The following is a 15910-nucleotide window of genomic DNA, read 5'->3' as shown; positions in this document are numbered from 1 at the left end:
CCCCGTAGTCGATTGATATCTCAACGGTTTTACAACCGGGTGAAGGGTCGGCAGTGCACAAGGGGAAACGATCGCAAATGCGCCATAAAGACCGGCGCGGTAAACAAAACACAGCCCGCCGCCGCGCACGTCACTTTCATCCCCCGTGTTGCACGGCGCGCTCAAACCCGCACCCCGTGATCAACTCGCTACCTAGCTAATACCGAGCCTCATCGCACTGTCAAGCGAGGCCATCCCGCACCGAACCCACGAAGAGTGACACATTGAATACGTCGAGTTGCCCTTACGGATTCCTTAACTAGCCCCGATTCACCGGGGATTCACAGCCGGGGCGTGGCCAACTCGCCGGGGAGTTGCCCAGGGGACCGGTATCACCGAGGGCTCAAGGCCAGTCTCAGTGCGCCCGCGGCCTCGGACGTGGCCTCGCGGAAGCGGTGGCCGAGGCCCAGGAAGTTGATGTATCCGTGCAAGAGGTCCGGCTGGCGGCTGAGCGCGACCTTCACCCCCGCCTCGGACAGGGCTTGGGCGTATGCCTCGCCCTCGTCGCGGAGCGGGTCGAAGCCCGCGGTGGCGATGTAGGCGGGCGGCAGGCCGGTGAGGTCAGTGGCGAGCAGCGGGGAGAGCCGGGGATCCGTGCGGTCCACGCCCTCGGGCGCGTAGTGGTCGGCGAACCAGTCCATGTGGGCGCTGGTGAGGAAGAACCCGTCGGCGAACAGTTCCCGGGAGCGCCGATGCCGCGAGGCGTCGGTCGCGGGGTAGAACAGCAGCTGGAAGGCGGGCGCCGGTCCGCCGCGCCGGGTTGCCGACTGGGCGGTGACGGCGGCCAGGTTGCCGCCCGCACTGTCCCCGCCGACAGCGATCCGCGCCGGGTCGGCGCCGAGGTCCGCGGCCTTGGCGTGGGCGAAGTCGAAGGCCGCCAGTGCGTCGTCGACGGCCGCGGGGAAGATGTGCTCGGGAGCCATCCGGTACTCCACGGACAGCGCTCGCACGCCCGCCCGCTGGGCGAGGAAGCGCACGGTGTTGTCGTGACTCGTCCGGCTGCCGATCACCCAGCCTCCACCGTGGAAGAAGACCAGCAGCCCGGACGACCCGTCCAGTCCGGCCGGCGTGTACAGGGTCGCCGCCAACTCGCCGTGCTCGACAGGGATGGAAATCTCCCGCGTGGCCACCGGCTCGAACGGCCGGCCGCTCACCAGATGCCGGCCCAGGTCCAGCTCCGTCCGGGAGGGGCCGACCCCGTTGGGGCTGACCAGCTGATGGCCGGAGAGCTGCTGCAGGCGCAGCAGCAACTGCGCATCGAGGGCGAGCTGTTGACCGTCCCGCCGCACTGGCGCGCCCGCGATCAGCCGCCGCAGCGGGTGGGGCAGCGCAAAGGCTGCCCGTACGGCTGCTGCCTGGAGCCGGACCTGCACCGGAATCGTCATCGTGTCCTCCGCGGGCATCGGGGGCGGTGTCCCGGCACGGATTATGCAACGGTGGCTCCGGCAAGGCTCCAGCACATCGCATTTTGCCATGCGCCCGCCGACGGTCACTGACGGCTGACGGTTCGTGTCACGCCGGTGATGACCGTCGTTGCCAGAATCCAGCCGGCGATGACGAGTGCGTAGGAGAGAGCCTGGTACCAGCCCTTCGGGGCGAACGCCCCTTCCTGGCCGAAGGAGATCACCGGCAACAGCAGGTCGAGCGTGAAGAACACCGGGCTGAAGTCAGGTGCCTCGGACGCCTTGAGCGGGGGTGGATGGTGCAGGCCGTACGCGGTTGAACCGACGGCCAGCAGGGACAGCAGCCACGTGCAGGCGAGCATGGGACGGAAGCCGTAGCCGACCGTGACCTCTTGCAGGATCCCCCACACGCGGCCGTACCAGGGCAGGGTCCGGCGGTGTCTGCGGAGCTTGGCGAGCTGGACGACACGGGCGGCGTGGTCGTCGCCGACGCGCAGGAACGCCGCGGTCAACTGCTCGTAGCCTTGCGGGAGATAGCCCTCGCTGTCGTTGTCCAGCATGGGCAGGCGGCGCTCTGCGGGCTCGTGCGGGGTGAGGTGGGTGTAGACGAGGCCGTTGAGGAACACCGTGTCCGGAACCGCCTCCGGTTCCAGGAACAGCACCTCGATCTGAGCGCGGCGCAGGTTCAGGGTGCCCTGCATGGGCGGACTCCTGCGCACCCAGAGTTCCCCGATGGTGCAACTGCTCGCGCGCAGCGCCGCGTCGCCGGGGTTCGACAGGTGTGCGTACGACAGGTCGAGCCGCCCGGCGACACGGGCGCCCCGCAGGCCGATCCAGCCTTGCGTGTGCACGCGCCGCAAGCGGAAGTCGGCGCCGACGACAAGGGTCTGTCCGTCGAGAGCGACGCTGTCCGGGTGGCTGAGCCGTGCGTCGTCGAGGCTGACCGACCCGGCGATCGAGGCGCCGCTGAGCCGCACCTCACCGTACGTTCGCAGTCCGGGTGCCCACAGGTTGTCGCCGATGGTCGCATAGTCGAGCCGGAGCGCAGGCCACGTGGTGTCCGACGGGGTGATCGCACATCCGTTCAGGAACAGCGCCCCGGCCATGTGTGCCCCGCCGAGTCGCACCGGCCCGAGGAACCGGCAGTCGCTCAACTGCACCATGCCCTCCACCCGCACGGTGGCGGCGGCGAGCCCGGGCAGTACGGAGCCGCTCAGGTTGAGCTGGCGAAGCCGGGCGGCGTACAGCAGAGGTGTTTCCTCGAAGTAGCAGTCGGTCAGCTCGATGGCGTGGTCGATCGTGCCGTACTGCACATCGAGGATCCCGGTGATCCGCGCGCCCTTCAGTCTGAGGGCGGGTATCTCCCCTTCTTCCAAGGGACCGTTGAGAAGCAGAGCCCGCAACACGGCGGCCCTGACGGTCCGTTCCGGGCTCCAGTCGGCGCCCTGCGCCGTGTCCTCCTCGTCCGCGGCCCGGAAGTCCACGGACATGCCCCTGGGAAAGGCCTGCCAGACCCGCAGCTCGGCAGACGTAAGATCGTTTATGTCCATCAGCCGGGACTCTAGCGAACCGGACCGTTGTCCGATTCGTTCAAGAGCGCTGGACCCTGGTCCTGATCCACTGTCACAGCGGGCCTGTAGGCTGCCGGCGATCTGCGACAAGCCGACCCGAGGGCATGATGACGCGCACCCCCAGACCGTCGACCGATGCGATACTCGCCGCCCTTCCCGAACTCGCTCCGTACGCGCGCGATGCGGTCGTCCTGCACCCCGAGCGCGGGGAGCCGGGGGCAGGCAGCAGTTCGATCGGTGGCCCCCTGCTGTGGCCGAGCGGCGAGGCATGGCCCGAGTGCGCCTTGCCCGACGTGGACAGTCCTGACGGAGTGCCTGCCACAGCCATGGTGCCGGTCGCCCAGATCTACCGGCGCGACGTGCCGGGACCATGGTGGCCGGCCGACACCGACCTCCTGCAGATCCTTTGGTGCCCCAATGAGCACTGGGACCCTCCGGCCCAGCAGGCCGACATCAGTCCCGTGCTGGAGGTGCGCTGGCGCCGAGCCGCTGACGTGGTGAACCCGTTGACGACCCCGCCGGCGCCCTCGCGGTACGACGAGGACGGTTACCTGCCCCAGGCCTGCTTCGTCACCGCCGAGCATGTGACCGACTTTCCCTACCCGGATGAGCTGCCCGAAGAGCTACGGCCGCCGCTGGCCGACCTGGTCCGCGAGACCAGCGACCGTGGCGATGCCCTCACCCGCCTGCCGGGCTGGAAGCTGGGCGGCTGGCCGACCTGGCACCTGACACACCCCGCCGTGTTTCGTTGCGGTGAGTGCGGAACGGACATGACCTTGCTGTTCACCGTGGCCAGCGACTCCGAGACGGGAGTAGTCGTCGGCCGGTGGGGCGACCTGAGGATCTTCACCTGCCCCGTCGACCACCGTCACCCGTTTCAGGCAGACCTGCACTGACTCAGGGGAGGGATCCCCGTAGCGTCTCGGACGCTGTGACGAAGGCGTGCACGAGGGGACGATCGTCTCCTCGGCGGGTGGCCATGAAGATCCGGCTCACTGCGGGAGGTCCGTCGAGTTCGAGTCTTCGGACGCCTGGGGGGAGCTGTGCAGTGACGCTGTGCGGGGCGATGGTGACGCCGAGGCCGGCGGCGACGAACGTGATGATGGTGTGCCAGTTCGAGAACTCCTGCGCGACCTGGACGTCGATGCCGGCGTCCCGCAACGGCTGCGTGTTCACGTCGAACGCGTGAGCCCCGGCTGACCGCGGGAAGAGGATCAGCGGATCGCCGCCCAGCGCCGCAGCCTCCACTTGCTCACCCCTCGCGGCGGGGTGCTGTGCCGGGACGACGGCAACGAACCGTTCCGCCGTCAACAGCGACAGGTCGACGTCGTCCCGCTCATCGGCGTCCCGCACGATCCCGACATCGGCCGTGCCCCTCTCGAGGGCCGCCAGGACGTCGACGGTGAAACCGTCGTGCAGCTTGACCTGGACGTCCGGGCGGCGGAGGGAGAAGGCCCGGAGCCGGTCGCTGACGATCGACGTGGCGGAGGTGATGAAGGCGACGTCCAATCGACCGGCCTCGCCGCGACCGACACGGCCGGCTTCGTCGAGGTCGGCCGCCAGGCGGCCCAGGAGGTCCCGAGCACGTGACTGGAACGTCACTCCCGCCTCGGTGAGGCGGACGCTGCGGGACGTCCGCCGGAGCAACTCGACGCCGACGAGCTTCTCAAGCTGTTTGATCTGCTGGGACAGGGCCGGCTGCGCGATGTGCAGCCGCTGGGCGGCACGACCGAAGTGGAGTTCCTCGGCCACGGTCAGGAAGTACCGCAGATGACGGAACTCGATGGGTCGATCCATAGCTCCAGCTTATCGATGGTGGCCGGGTTTTGTATTGGACGTATCGGTCGACGGGACCGGAGGCTGGTAAGCAGTCCCACCTGACTTGAAAGGAAGCCCACCTGATGCCGTACGCCTCTGCCCCGACAGTGGTCTCCTCGATCAACTCACAGAGTGACGCCGACGCGTTCCGCGCGCTGAACGAGGAATGGATCTCGCGCCTGTTCACCCTGGAGGAAGCGGACCGGGCCGTTCTCGGGGATCCGTTCGGCCGCATCGTGGCCCCGGGCGGGGACGTGCTCCTGGCGCGCGAGCCGGACAGCGGCACGGTTGTGGGGTGCGTGGCTCTGCTGGCCTGCCCGGACGGGGTGTTCGAGCTGGCGAAGATGGCCGTGGCCCCCGCCGCACGGGGACACGGCATCGGCCGCCTGCTCGTCACCGCGGCGATCGACCGTGCCCGGACCCTCGGCGGAAGCCGCCTCTTCCTCGGCACGAACAGCAAGCTTGCCCCCGCCATCCACCTCTACGAGGACGCCGGGTTCGTCAGGATCACCCGCGACCGCGTGCCGGTGGCCGACTACTACGCTCGCGCGGACATCCTCATGGAACTCGACTGCTCGGCCGTGAACAACCGGGCTTCTTGATTCAGTTCGTTACCGGCCCTGCGGGTGCCGAGGGTCGACGAGTTCCGCGCGCCTAGGGGACGAACCACCCGAGTAGCCACTACGTTGTCCATTACGAGCGATTTGCCCGTACGTTCGAGCCGGGCCCATGTGTGCGTACGCCGGCGCTCCCCGCCTGCTCCCCGCCCGCCCCCACAGGAGTCGCCATGCCCATGACTCTCATTCAGGGCAAGTTCCGCCTGAAGAACACTCAGCCGGACGGAGACACCGTCCACTTCGTCGCCGACAACCCGAACGACTGGAAGCTCGTCGGCGGCCGGCACCCGGTCAACGCCACCGCCACCGGCGAGGCCAAGCTCCGCTTCGAGGCCATCGACGCGCTGGAGACCCACTACGCCGGAGAACACCAACCTCTGCAGTTCGGTCACGCCGCCTCGGCGGAACTCCTCACGTTCCTCGGGTTCAACGACGTACAGCGCAAGCCGGACGAGACGGTCACCGCCTCGACGCCCGAGACCACACCCGGCTACGTCCTCACCTCGGGCGGCGACATCCACAACCGCGCCGTGGCCTTCGTCGGCCGGGGCGCCCCTCCCGCGGCCAGCGGTACGGCCGTCACGGTCGACGTGCCGCTGCTACGGCAGACCGCCAACCACCACCTGACCTCACTGGGCCTGGTGTACCCGACCTTCTACACCGGCCTGTTCCGCGACCTGAGAGAGGAACTCACCAGCGTCGCGCTGAGCGCCCGTACGGCCCACCAGGGTCTGTGGCAGGAGGACGTGACCACCTCCGGATTCAAGGTCAGCGACCTGGCCACCATCACCGACAACGTCGTGATCCTGCCCAAGCTGTTCCGGCGGCTGGTGGACTACATGCACCTGGGCATGCCGGTCTCCTGTTTCCCCGCGTACCTCGCCGGCAAGGAGGACATGCTGACGGTCCTGTCCACCGGGGAGCGGCTCGTGGGCCTGCACCACGTCGTCACCGTCACCAACGGCCACACCGTCCGCATGACGCACCCGGTCGAAGACCTGCTCTTCGACGAGGGCTGAGAACCGCGGCACCCGACGGCTGGGCTACTCGCTCAGTCCCACGACGCCCCACCGTCGCTGGGCCGCTTCGGTGAGGATGTCTCCCCACTCCGTCAGTAGGCGCATGAACGCGCCGAAGTCGCCGACCCACCCATCGGGATCCGCCGCATGCTCGATGAAGGCCCCCTCCGTCCAGCCCAGGCGAGGCCGTACCCGATCCCACGCTGCGGCCAGTTCCCGCACGCTGTCCGGTGACCGCGCGAGCAGCACGCCGTAGGCATCCTCGCTGAAGAAGCCCACATCGGTGTGCTGCGCCTCGCCGTCCGGACCGCACCAGACCAACCCGCCCAGCAACGTGTCCACTTCGGCCCGCACCACAGGATCAACATGGTCACGGACGGCTCCCCACCGCTGCCCTGCCCAGAAGTGCGCTTTGAACGAACCGCAGGTGTGCAGGAACTCGTACACGGCGAAGGAGGTGCGGTTGGACCCCTGCGGCCACACCCAGCCACTCTCGACCTCCGGCGCATCGTGATCCCACAGCCCCGTCCCGTCGGCGTACCACGCATCCCTCAGCCGCGGCACCCGCTCCGATGGCGGAACCTCCCCCAGCCACGAACAGTCCGCAATCATCACAGTGATGTCCAGCCCCACGCTGGTGAGAGTACTGGGCACTCATGGGTCCCGTTCGGCCATCGGAGTGGCTCCAGGCCGTGTCGGGCCGCCGGGCCGCGACCGCTTGGCCATGCTGAGCCGAAAGTGGCATCACTCCCCCGTGACAAGGAGCACTGCATGCCGAGCGACGCGGTCCGACGATTCCTGGCGGCCCTGGACCCGGATCACCGGGAGACCGTCGGCGGCAAGCCGCGCGACGAACAGGAACGGCTCGCAGCCGCCTGGGAACGGGAACTGGAAGCGGACGACGAACTCGACACCCTCGACGAACTGTCCCCACCCGCCGCAGAAGCCGAAGCAGCCCGCCGCGTCCTCGACCGCGAGGCCCACCACTAGGGTCTTTCGTTTGGATCAGGCCGGATCAGGGAGCGGGGCCTGGTGCGTGCAGCTGCAAGGCGGAGGAGGGAGTCAACGCGGCGCGTTGGCGACTGACGACAACGCCGCTGGGGGTCCCCCCACGCCCTTAAGGCAGTGGGGGAGTGCGTGCCAGGCCCCGCGAGCCCGGCGTGATCCAAACGAGAGGCCCTAGTCACGCAGGGCGCCGCAGGCGCCCCGGTCTCAGCCCGTGCCGAGTTCAGCCAGCGCCTTCCCCTTCTGCTTTTGTTCACTGGATGTTGGCCGGTTGACGCGCGTAGGTGCGGCTTCCGCTGTCAATGTTCCCGGCGTTCGGTTTCGCCCGCAGTCGGGAGGCATCCAGTGCAGTCGTCAGCCACAGGAGAGTCAGGAAGAAAAACGGCGCGCCGAGTTGCGGCGGCAGCGGCCACCACGGCCGCCGTCGCCGCGCTTCTTGCGCCGTACCAGGGCGCCGCGTACGCCGTGTCCCAGGACATCGTGATCAGCCAGGTCTTCGGCGGCGGAGGCAACTCGGGGGCCCCGTACACCAATGACTACATCGAGCTGTACAACCGCGGTACGAGCGCGGTGTCCGTAGCCGGCTGGACCGTGCAGTACGCCTCGGCGTCCGGCTCCGTCTGGTCGAAGACGACGCTGTCGGGCACCATCGCTCCCGGCCACTACTACCTGGTCCAGGAAGCCGCCGGTAACGGCAGCGGTGCGGCACTGCCCACCCCGGACGCCACGGGCACCATCGCGATGAGCGCGAGCGCCGCGAAGGTGGCCCTGGTCACCAACACCACCGCGCTGACCTGCTCCACCGGCTGCGCGACCCAGGCCGGGGTGCGGGACTTCGTGGGTTACGGCAGCAGCGCCAGCTCGTACGAGGGCTCGCCGACCGGCAACCTGTCGAACACCACCGCCGCGCTGCGAGCCGGCGGCGGCGCGACCGACACCGACAACAACGCCGCGGACTTCAGCGTCTCCGCGCCCACCCCGCGTAACTCCAGCTCCACCGGTGGCGGCGGCACCCACATCCGCGACATCCAGGGCGCCTCCCACGTCTCCCCGCTCAACGGCAAAGGCGTCAGCGGCATAGCCGGCGTGGTGACCGCCAAGTCCAGCACCGGTTTCTGGATGCAGGACCCGCAGCCCGACGCCGACCCCGCCACCAGCGAGGGCATCTTCGTCTACACCAGCACCACCCCGACGGTGTCGGTCGCCGACTCGGTGACGGTCAGCGGGACGGTGAGCGAGTTCCGCCCCGGCGGCACCAGCGGCACCAGCGGCACCAACAACCTGACCACCACCGAGCTCACCAGCCCGACGATCAAGGTCGTGGCGAGCGGTGTGGCGCTGCCCGCCCCCACCCTGGCGGGCTCCGGCGGCCGGGTTCCGCCGGCCTCCGTGATCGAGGACGACGCCACCGGTGACGTGGAGAACAGCGGCGTCTTCGACCCGGCCACCGACGGCATCGACTTCTGGGAGTCGATGGAGGGCATGCGCGTCGAGATCGACAACGCCGCCGTGGTCGGCCCGCGCACCCAGTACGGCGAGATCCCGGTCGTCCCGCAGGGCAGCACCACCCGCACCGACCGCGGCGGCATCGTGCTGCAGTCCAACGACACCAATCCGGAGCGGGTGCTGCTGGACGACGCCCTTGCTCCCACCCCGACCACGAACGTCGGCGACACCCTGTCCGGTGCCACCACGGGCGTACTCGACTACTCCTTCGGCGACTTCAAGCTGCTCCCCACCTCCACCCCCACGGTGACGAGCGGCGGCATCGCGCCCGAGACCACCCAGGCGCCCGCCGCCGGCGAGATGTCCACCGCCACCTTCAACGTCGAGAACCTCGACCCGTCCGACCCGCAGTCGAAGTTCGACGGACTCGCCGGTCAGATCGTGGGCAACCTCAAGTCGCCCGACCTGGTCGCCCTGGAGGAGATCCAGGACAACGACGGCGCCACGGACAGCGGCACGGTCGCCTGTGACCAGACGATGAGCAAGCTGATCGCCGCGATCACCGCGGCGGGCGGCCCGAGCTACAGCTACCGGCAGATCAACCCGCAGAACAACGCCGACGGCGGTGAGCCCGGGGGCAACATCCGCCAGGTGTTCATGTACCGCACCGACCGAGGGCTGGCCTTCGTGGACCGTGCCGGCGGGACCGGCACCAGCGCGAACGCTGTCGTCAACACCGGTGGTGTGCCGTCGCTGAAGTACTCGCCCGGCCGTATCGACCCGGCCAACTCGGCCTTCTCCTCCAGCCGCAAGCCGCTGGCCGGTGAGTTCACCTGGCAGGGCAAGCCGGTCTTCGTCATCGCCAACCACTTCAACTCCAAGGGCGGCGACCAGCCTCTGTTCGGTCACTTCCAGCCGCCGACCCGCTCCTCGGAGACGCAGCGGCACAACCAGGCGACCGTGGTGAAGAACTTCGTCGACCAGATCCTGGCCGTCGACGCGAACGCCTCGGTGATCGTGCTGGGCGACCTGAACGACTTCGAGTTCTCCCAGACCGCTGACATCCTCACCGCGAACAACGCCCTCACGGACCTGCCCCGCACGCTGCCCGACGCGGAGCGCTACACCTACGACTACGAGGGCAACTCGCAGGTGCTGGACCACATCCTGCTGTCGCCCGGCCTCGCCTCCAAGGCTTACGGCTACGACGTCGTGCACATCAACTCCGAGTTCGCCAACCAGCTGAGCGACCACGACCCGCAGGTCGTCCGCATCCCGCTGCCCTGACCCTCGGACCCGGCAGCTGCCCCAGTTCCCTGACAGTCTCTGTCAGGGAACTGGGGCAGACTTCCCTCATGCGTGCGAGCCGACTCCTGTCCGTCCTGTTGCTGCTCCAGACCCGCGGCCGGATGACCGCCCAGCAGTTGGCCGACGAGCTGGAGGTGTCCGTCCGAACCGTGTACCGGGACATGGAGTCGCTCGCCGCAGCGGGTGTCCCCCTCTACGGCGACCCCGGTCACGACGGTGGCTACCGGCTGCTCGACGGGTACCGGACCCGGCTGACCGGGCTGACCCGCGACGAGGCGGAGGCGCTCTTCCTGTCCGGACTGCCCGGACCGGCCGCCGACCTCGGCCTGGGCACCGTACTCGCCACGGCCCAGCTCAAGTTGACGGCCGCGCTGCCCGCCGAGCTGCGCGACCGGGCCGACGTGATACGGCAGCGATTTCACCTGGACACCTCTGCCTGGTACGCCGCATCGGATCCCGCCCCGCACCTCGCCGCCGTTACCGACGCCGTGTGGCGGCAGCACCGCATCCGGGTCCGCTACCGAAGGTGGCAGGCACCCCAGGAGGTGACCCGCACACTGCAGCCCTACGGGCTGGTGCTCAAGTCCGGCCACTGGTACGTGGTGGCGGGCCGACCGGACGCCGTCCGCACCTATCGCGTCTCCCAGATCCTCCGCATCCAGGTACTGCAGGACCGCTTCGACCGACCCGAGGACTTTGACCTGGCCGCCCACTGGAGGTCCTGGCTGGACGAGTTCGACGCCGGCCGCTTCCAGGGCGAAGCGGTGGTACGGCTGTCACCACAGATCCTCGAACGGCTGCCGGACCTCGTCGAGCAGGCGGTGGCACAGGCAGCCCAGAACAGCGCCGGGCCACTGGGCCCTGACGGCCGGGTCCAGGTCGTCATCCCCATCGAGTCCGTCGAACACGCCGCCGGCACGCTGCTCCGCCTCGGCGCCGAGGCCGAGGTGCTCGCGCCCACGGAACTACGGGCCCTGATGGCGCAGACCATCGCCTCACTGGCCGAAACCTACAGGCGCCCGCCCAGCGCAGCTTGTCAGGACCGGGGGAAAGCCGAAACGAGCAGATCGGCGAGCAGCGCCGCGCAGGAGCCGTCCGGGTCGAGATCGGGGTCGTAGATGGTGATGTTGACCCCGACGCACCGCTGCGAGGCGACCAACGTCCGTAGCAGCGGAGCGAGTTCGGCGGGCAGCAGCCCACCGTCGTCCGGGCTGTCCACGGCGGGCATCACCGACGGGTCCAGGACGTCGGCGTCCAGGTGCACCCAGAAGCCGTCGAGAACCGGCGCCTCCAGCGTTCGCAGCGCCGCGTCGGCCGCCTGCCGGGCACCACGCTCTCTGATCTCCCCCACCGTCGTACTCGCGATGCCCGAGTCGGTGAGTTCGGCGCGCTCCTCGTCGTAGTCCCGGATGCCGAAGACCTGGACGTCGCTCTCCCGCACGTACGGCCGCAACCCTTCGAGATCCGTGAGGTCCGCCTGCCCGCGACCGGTCGCGAGGGCCAGCTCCTCACCACCTGCGGCGCCGACGCGGTCGGAGTTGCCGGGGTGCCGGAAGTCGGCGGATCCGTCGATCACGGCGATCCCGTACCGCCCGATACGGCGGAGCGCGAGCGAGGCACCGAGCTGGATGGAGCAGTCACCGCCCAGAACCACGGGGAACTCCCCGGCGCGTACGTGCCGTTCGATACGGTCGGCGAGCTTGCGGGTGTACGCGGCGATGGCCTCCGCGTGGAAAACCCCGTCGCCCTCTTTCCAGTTCCCGCGCTCATAGCGGGGCGGCACGACGACTCCCCCCTCGTCGGCACCGAGCCGCGCCAGCAGCCGCTGCTCGCGCAGGGCACCGGCCAGCTTGTAACACCCGGGCACGGCCCCTTCGGCGGGCGGCCTGAGGCCGAGATTCGACGGGGCATCAAGGAGTACGATACGACGGTCCATCAGCCCATTGTGAGACAACAGCCAGCACAGGCAACGCAATTGGCTCGTCGAGGCCGTGCCCGAAACGGCGGGCCTCCAGCGTCGTTCCGAGAAGTCCTGACCCGAAGACGGCCTACGTCTTCGACCGCGAGTTCATGAAGTTCCCACGCCCTCGGTGGCCATGGCCAGCAGGACCAGGGTGTCGTGCTCGGGCGTGCCGGGCGGGGCCTGGTAGATCAGCATGCGCCGACCGTCGCCGACGGTGCCGAGCACCTCGTTGGCGAGCGTGATCGGGCCGATCACCGGGTGCCGGAACGCGGTCTGGCCGGCTCGCTTGACCCATACCTCGTGCCGGCGCCACAGCGCGGCGAACTCGGCGCTGCTCTCCGACAGTTCGGCGACCAGGGCGGCGGTGGGCGCCGGGGCGGTCAGTTGGGCCGTGTGCAGGTGCGCGACGCAGTTGCGGGCCACTCGGTCCCAGTCCGCGAACAGGCTCCGCGCGGCGACGTGCACAAAGGTGTAGCGGATCGTGTTGCGCTGCCCGGGTGGCCAGTCACCGAGCCCGGGCATCAGCGCAAGGCCCTCCGGGTTGGCGGCCAGTACATCGTTGACCTCGTCGAGTACGTACGCCGGGCTGGGCCGGACCGACTCCAGCAGAAGCTGCAGGCCAGGGCCGGCCGATCGCGGGGCGGCGGGCCTTTGGCGCGGCGTCCGCCCGGCGACCTGGTCGGCGAGTCCGAGCAGGTGGGCGTGCTCGTCGTCGGTGAGCCGCAGGGCCCGGGCCAACGCGCCCAACACCGCGTCGCTGGGGGCGGTTTCCCGCCCCTGCTCGATACGGATGTAGTAGTCCACGCTCACGCCGGCCAGCGCGGCCAGCTCCTCGCGGCGCAGCCCGGGTGTGCGCCGGGCGCCGGGCCCGGTGGGCAGCCCGACGTCGGCCGGGCCGATCCGCCCGCGCCGGATCCGAAGAAACTCGGCCATCGCGTTCACGGTTTCGAGTCTGCCATGGGGTGATCCACTCCTGGGTGGCCGTGGCACACCCAGGAACCACGCGGCCTTCTTGCAACCGGTGCGGCAGCGCAGTCTCGACCCATGACTGACGCGATGATCATCGGTGGCGGCTCCGGCATGGGTCTGGCCCTGGCCCGGACGCTGCTGGCACAGGACCTGGACGTGACGATCGTCGGCCGATCCACGGACCGGCTCGCGAAGGCCCGGGCGGAACTGGAGCGTCCCCGGCACGGGAAGATCAGCACGATCGTGGCCGACATGGGGCGGGAGGAGGACGTGGCCGAACTGTTCGCCCAGGTGGGGCAGGTGGAGCACGTGATGGTCACCGCGGCGGACGCGAACGGCGTGTACGGCCGGACCGCCGACGTCGCCACCGCGACCGCACGGGCCGTCCTGGACACCAAGCTGCTCGGTGCCTGGCTGGTCGGCAAGTACGCGTCCGGGCGGGTCACGGGCTCGATCACGTTCACCTCGGGCATCAACGCGTACCGGCCGAACGGGTCGAACACGATCATGGCCGCGGCAAACGGCGCGCTCGCGTCCCTGGCGTACGGGCTGGCGATCGAGCTGGCGCCGGTACGAGTGAACGTGATCTCTCCTGGTTGGGTGGACACCCCCATCTGGGACCAGCTGGGCATGGACAAACGGACGGCCTTCGCCGAGCTGGCCGAGCGACTCCCGGCCCGACGTGTCGGCACCCCCGACGACATCGCCCAGGCATTCGTGTCGGTGATGCGCAACGGATTCATCAGCGGAACCGTGCTCCACGTCGACGGGGGACACCGCCTGACCTGACGAGAAGTTACCCGGTGATGGAGAAGAAGATGGTGTCCTGGGTGTACCAGTCGATGTTCTTCGTCGCGTACTCCCATTCGGTGTGCTCGAACTCGAGCTTCTCGATCAGCTCTTGCATGTCGTACCGGAAGCCCTGGTCCATCTGGTCCAGCACGGCACGGTAGGCGTCGGCGGCGGGCTTGGCCTTGGCCAAGGGGAACATGCCGATGTGCGGGCCATCCACGGGATAGGGGATGTGGAAGGGGATCTCCTCCGGTGGCCCAGAGAACAGGTGGTCGTGGACAAGCAGATCGGCACTCACGTTCAGGCGGCGCAGTTCGCCGTCGACCAGGCTGAAGAAGGTGGACGGCTTGGAGTACACGCCCAGGTCGCTGGGGTCGGACCCGTTGCAGTCGATGATGTGCTGGAGGGCTCGGTAGTAGGCGCCGGCGGCGTAGTGGGCGTCCGAACTCGCGTGACCCGCCACGAGGTGGTCGAGCGCCTCGGGTATGGACAAGCCCCAGTCGAGGCCCTGGCGGTCGAGTTCGAGTTGGCTCTTCTGCGCTCTCTCGCGCACCATGCCCAGGACGCGCTGCTGGTCGGACGTGAGACCTCCGGCGCCTCCGAGAAATCCCAGGACGTCGGCTTTGTCAGCGGTGTTGTACGAGATGATCCGGCTCATGATCTACATGCTGCCAGCCGCCACTGACACTCGGCGCAGGGCGTGAGCAGGCGTGGTCAGCGGTGGCCTTCCCGGCCAGGTCCCGCCCGTGCAGGGCTCACGGGCGGGACTGCGCGCACGGGAGCTATTCGGCGGTCAGATACATCCCGGTTGCGTCCTGGCCGGGGGCGTTGTGGCATGCGTAGGTGCCGGTCGGTCGCGCCCACAGGAGGGTCAGGCAGCGTCCGATCGCCTTCTGTCCATAGAAGTTGGGGTGCATCGACTCCTGCACCGAACCCTGCGTGGCCCTCAGGCCGCCCATGTCCAGGAACCGCGTCCACTCGCTGGTGGTGGCGGAGGGCCCGCTGGCCGCTGCGGGCTGCCGGGTGGCCGTGGAACAGACCTCGCGGCCCTGGAACATGTCCGAGAGGTCCAGGAACTGGACGTTCTTGGTGGCCGCAACCCCGGCCAGCGCCTTGGTGATCTGCGGCACCACGGAGTCCCGCGTCCAGTCCAGGTCGGCGTTCCAGAACGGGCAGCCGCCGATGTCGGCGCGGCTCGAACCGGTCTCCGGGTAGCGGCTCTCCGCGCTGCGCGGGAGCGGTGACGGGTACGACTGCAGCACCAGGCGGTAGTCACCGGGCGCGTAGCCGTCATCGGACATCACCGCGCGGATCTCGTCGATCGCCTTGCCGACACCGGCCGTTGCGGCGGACATCTTGGAATCGATGGCGGCCTGTTGCGAGGCGTGGCAGGTGGTGCTCGAGGCGAGGTAGTCCGCGGCGCAGGTGGCGATGACGTCCGCGAAGCCGAGATCGTTGCCGCCGATCGAGAGCGTGATCTGCTTGACGTTGTTCTGCGCTGCCACGAGGGCGAGTTGGTCGGCCTGCGGGGCCTCGCCCCGGTACGACTGGCCGCCGTCGACGGCGCGGAAGACGTTGGTGGTGACGGCGCCGGAGCAGGCCAGGTTGATCTGCTTCTGCGTCCCGGTGGAGGCGCTGAGCACCTCGGCGACGTCGGAGCGGTCGCAGCCGTTGACGGCCGTCGAGCCGTAGACCTGGGCCGGGTCGTAGGAAGTGCCGGTCCAGGCCCGGTCGGTGCCGTTGCGGCCGCCGGTGAAGGTTGCGGAGTTGCCCATCCAGCGGCCGGCCTCGCCGGAGATGTAGCTGTCGCCGAGGGTGACGCTCGCGGTGGGACCGCTCGGGGCAGCCGCCGCGCGTGCGGCAGTGGCCAGTCCGGCTGCCACCAGGCTGCCGGCGGCGAGTGGGAGGAGCAGGGCACGGGCCGTGACATGTCTGATCATGCGTACTCCTTCGAGGGGCG

General features: G+C 69.2%; 15 protein-coding genes. 7 read left to right on the top strand and 8 right to left on the bottom strand.

Going from position 1 to position 15910, the window contains the following annotated elements; translation table 11 throughout:
- Positions 1-371: 371 nt before the first annotated feature.
- Both ACWD3E_RS28790 and ACWD3E_RS28785 read right to left on the bottom strand, forming a co-directional pair.
- Positions 372-1424, bottom strand: a complete 1053-nt coding sequence (locus ACWD3E_RS28790) for an alpha/beta hydrolase (RefSeq protein ID WP_451390482.1) — start codon at positions 1422-1424, stop codon at positions 372-374.
- A 104-nt stretch (positions 1425-1528) separates the two neighbouring features.
- Complete coding sequence (locus ACWD3E_RS28785) at positions 1529-2992, bottom strand: membrane-associated oxidoreductase (protein ID WP_451390481.1); 1464 nt, start codon at positions 2990-2992, stop codon at positions 1529-1531.
- A gap of 128 nt (positions 2993-3120) precedes the next feature.
- Between ACWD3E_RS28785 and ACWD3E_RS28780 the strand changes: the two genes are divergently transcribed.
- Complete coding sequence (locus tag ACWD3E_RS28780) at positions 3121-3909, top strand: hypothetical protein (RefSeq protein WP_451390480.1); 789 nt, start codon at positions 3121-3123, stop codon at positions 3907-3909.
- A 1-nt stretch (position 3910) separates the two neighbouring features.
- Here the strand turns inward: ACWD3E_RS28780 and ACWD3E_RS28775 are convergent, their stop codons facing one another.
- Complete coding sequence (locus ACWD3E_RS28775; RefSeq protein ID WP_451390479.1) at positions 3911-4810, bottom strand: LysR family transcriptional regulator; 900 nt, start codon at positions 4808-4810, stop codon at positions 3911-3913.
- Between the two features lie 104 nt (positions 4811-4914).
- Between ACWD3E_RS28775 and ACWD3E_RS28770 the strand changes: the two genes are divergently transcribed.
- Together ACWD3E_RS28770 and ACWD3E_RS28765 are read left to right on the top strand one after the other, a co-directional pair.
- The gene (locus ACWD3E_RS28770; RefSeq protein ID WP_451390478.1) at positions 4915-5433 is read left to right on the top strand and encodes a GNAT family N-acetyltransferase; all 519 of its coding nucleotides are present in this window, start codon (positions 4915-4917) and stop codon (positions 5431-5433) included.
- Positions 5434-5624: 191 nt separating this feature from the next.
- On the top strand, positions 5625-6467 hold the full coding sequence (locus ACWD3E_RS28765) for a nuclease (protein ID WP_451390477.1): 843 nt from the start codon (positions 5625-5627) through the stop codon (positions 6465-6467).
- A 24-nt stretch (positions 6468-6491) separates the two neighbouring features.
- On the opposite strand, the gene ACWD3E_RS28760 is transcribed toward ACWD3E_RS28765, so the two are convergent.
- Positions 6492-7100: a hypothetical protein gene (locus ACWD3E_RS28760; protein ID WP_451390476.1), complete on the bottom strand. Its 609-nt coding sequence runs from the start codon at positions 7098-7100 to the stop codon at positions 6492-6494.
- Between the two features lie 138 nt (positions 7101-7238).
- Between ACWD3E_RS28760 and ACWD3E_RS28755 the strand changes: the two genes are divergently transcribed.
- The 3 genes from ACWD3E_RS28755 to ACWD3E_RS28745 all read left to right on the top strand — a co-directional run bounded on the left by ACWD3E_RS28755 (position 7239) and on the right by ACWD3E_RS28745 (position 11344).
- A complete protein-coding gene (locus ACWD3E_RS28755; protein ID WP_451390475.1) occupies positions 7239-7457 on the top strand; it encodes a hypothetical protein in 219 nt (72 codons plus the stop codon).
- 480 nt (positions 7458-7937) lie between these two features.
- Positions 7938-10205: a lamin tail domain-containing protein gene (locus tag ACWD3E_RS28750; RefSeq protein ID WP_451390474.1), complete on the top strand. Its 2268-nt coding sequence runs from the start codon at positions 7938-7940 to the stop codon at positions 10203-10205.
- Between the two features lie 68 nt (positions 10206-10273).
- Entirely contained in the window at positions 10274-11344 is a 1071-nt protein-coding gene (locus ACWD3E_RS28745) for a helix-turn-helix transcriptional regulator (RefSeq protein WP_451390473.1), read from the top strand.
- Here ACWD3E_RS28745 and ACWD3E_RS28740 read toward each other — a convergent pair.
- Both ACWD3E_RS28740 and ACWD3E_RS28735 read right to left on the bottom strand, forming a co-directional pair.
- Positions 11263-12162 (bottom strand): arginase family protein, encoded by a 900-nt coding sequence (locus ACWD3E_RS28740; RefSeq protein WP_451390472.1) that lies wholly within the window; start codon positions 12160-12162, stop codon positions 11263-11265. The two genes, ACWD3E_RS28745 and ACWD3E_RS28740, sit on opposite strands and share 82 nt — an antisense overlap.
- A 132-nt stretch (positions 12163-12294) precedes the next feature.
- A complete protein-coding gene (locus ACWD3E_RS28735; RefSeq protein ID WP_451390471.1) occupies positions 12295-13122 on the bottom strand; it encodes a helix-turn-helix domain-containing protein in 828 nt (275 codons plus the stop codon).
- 111 nt (positions 13123-13233) lie between these two features.
- Here ACWD3E_RS28735 and ACWD3E_RS28730 point away from each other — a divergent pair, with 111 nt between their 5' ends.
- Positions 13234-13947, top strand: a complete 714-nt coding sequence (locus tag ACWD3E_RS28730; RefSeq protein ID WP_451390470.1) for an SDR family oxidoreductase — start codon at positions 13234-13236, stop codon at positions 13945-13947.
- Between the two features lie 7 nt (positions 13948-13954).
- Here ACWD3E_RS28730 and ACWD3E_RS28725 read toward each other — a convergent pair whose 3' ends face one another.
- Together ACWD3E_RS28725 and ACWD3E_RS28720 are read right to left on the bottom strand one after the other, a co-directional pair.
- A complete protein-coding gene (locus ACWD3E_RS28725; RefSeq protein WP_451390469.1) occupies positions 13955-14608 on the bottom strand; it encodes a DUF7691 family protein in 654 nt (217 codons plus the stop codon).
- 124 nt (positions 14609-14732) lie between these two features.
- On the bottom strand, positions 14733-15890 hold the full coding sequence (locus tag ACWD3E_RS28720; RefSeq protein ID WP_451390468.1) for a GDSL-type esterase/lipase family protein: 1158 nt from the start codon (positions 15888-15890) through the stop codon (positions 14733-14735).
- Between the last annotated feature and the right edge of the window lie 20 nt (positions 15891-15910).

This window comes from Streptomyces sp. NPDC002676 (assembly GCF_053592455.1).
Note: the sequence above shows the minus strand (reverse complement) of the source record. Positions and strands in the feature narration are given on the sequence as shown.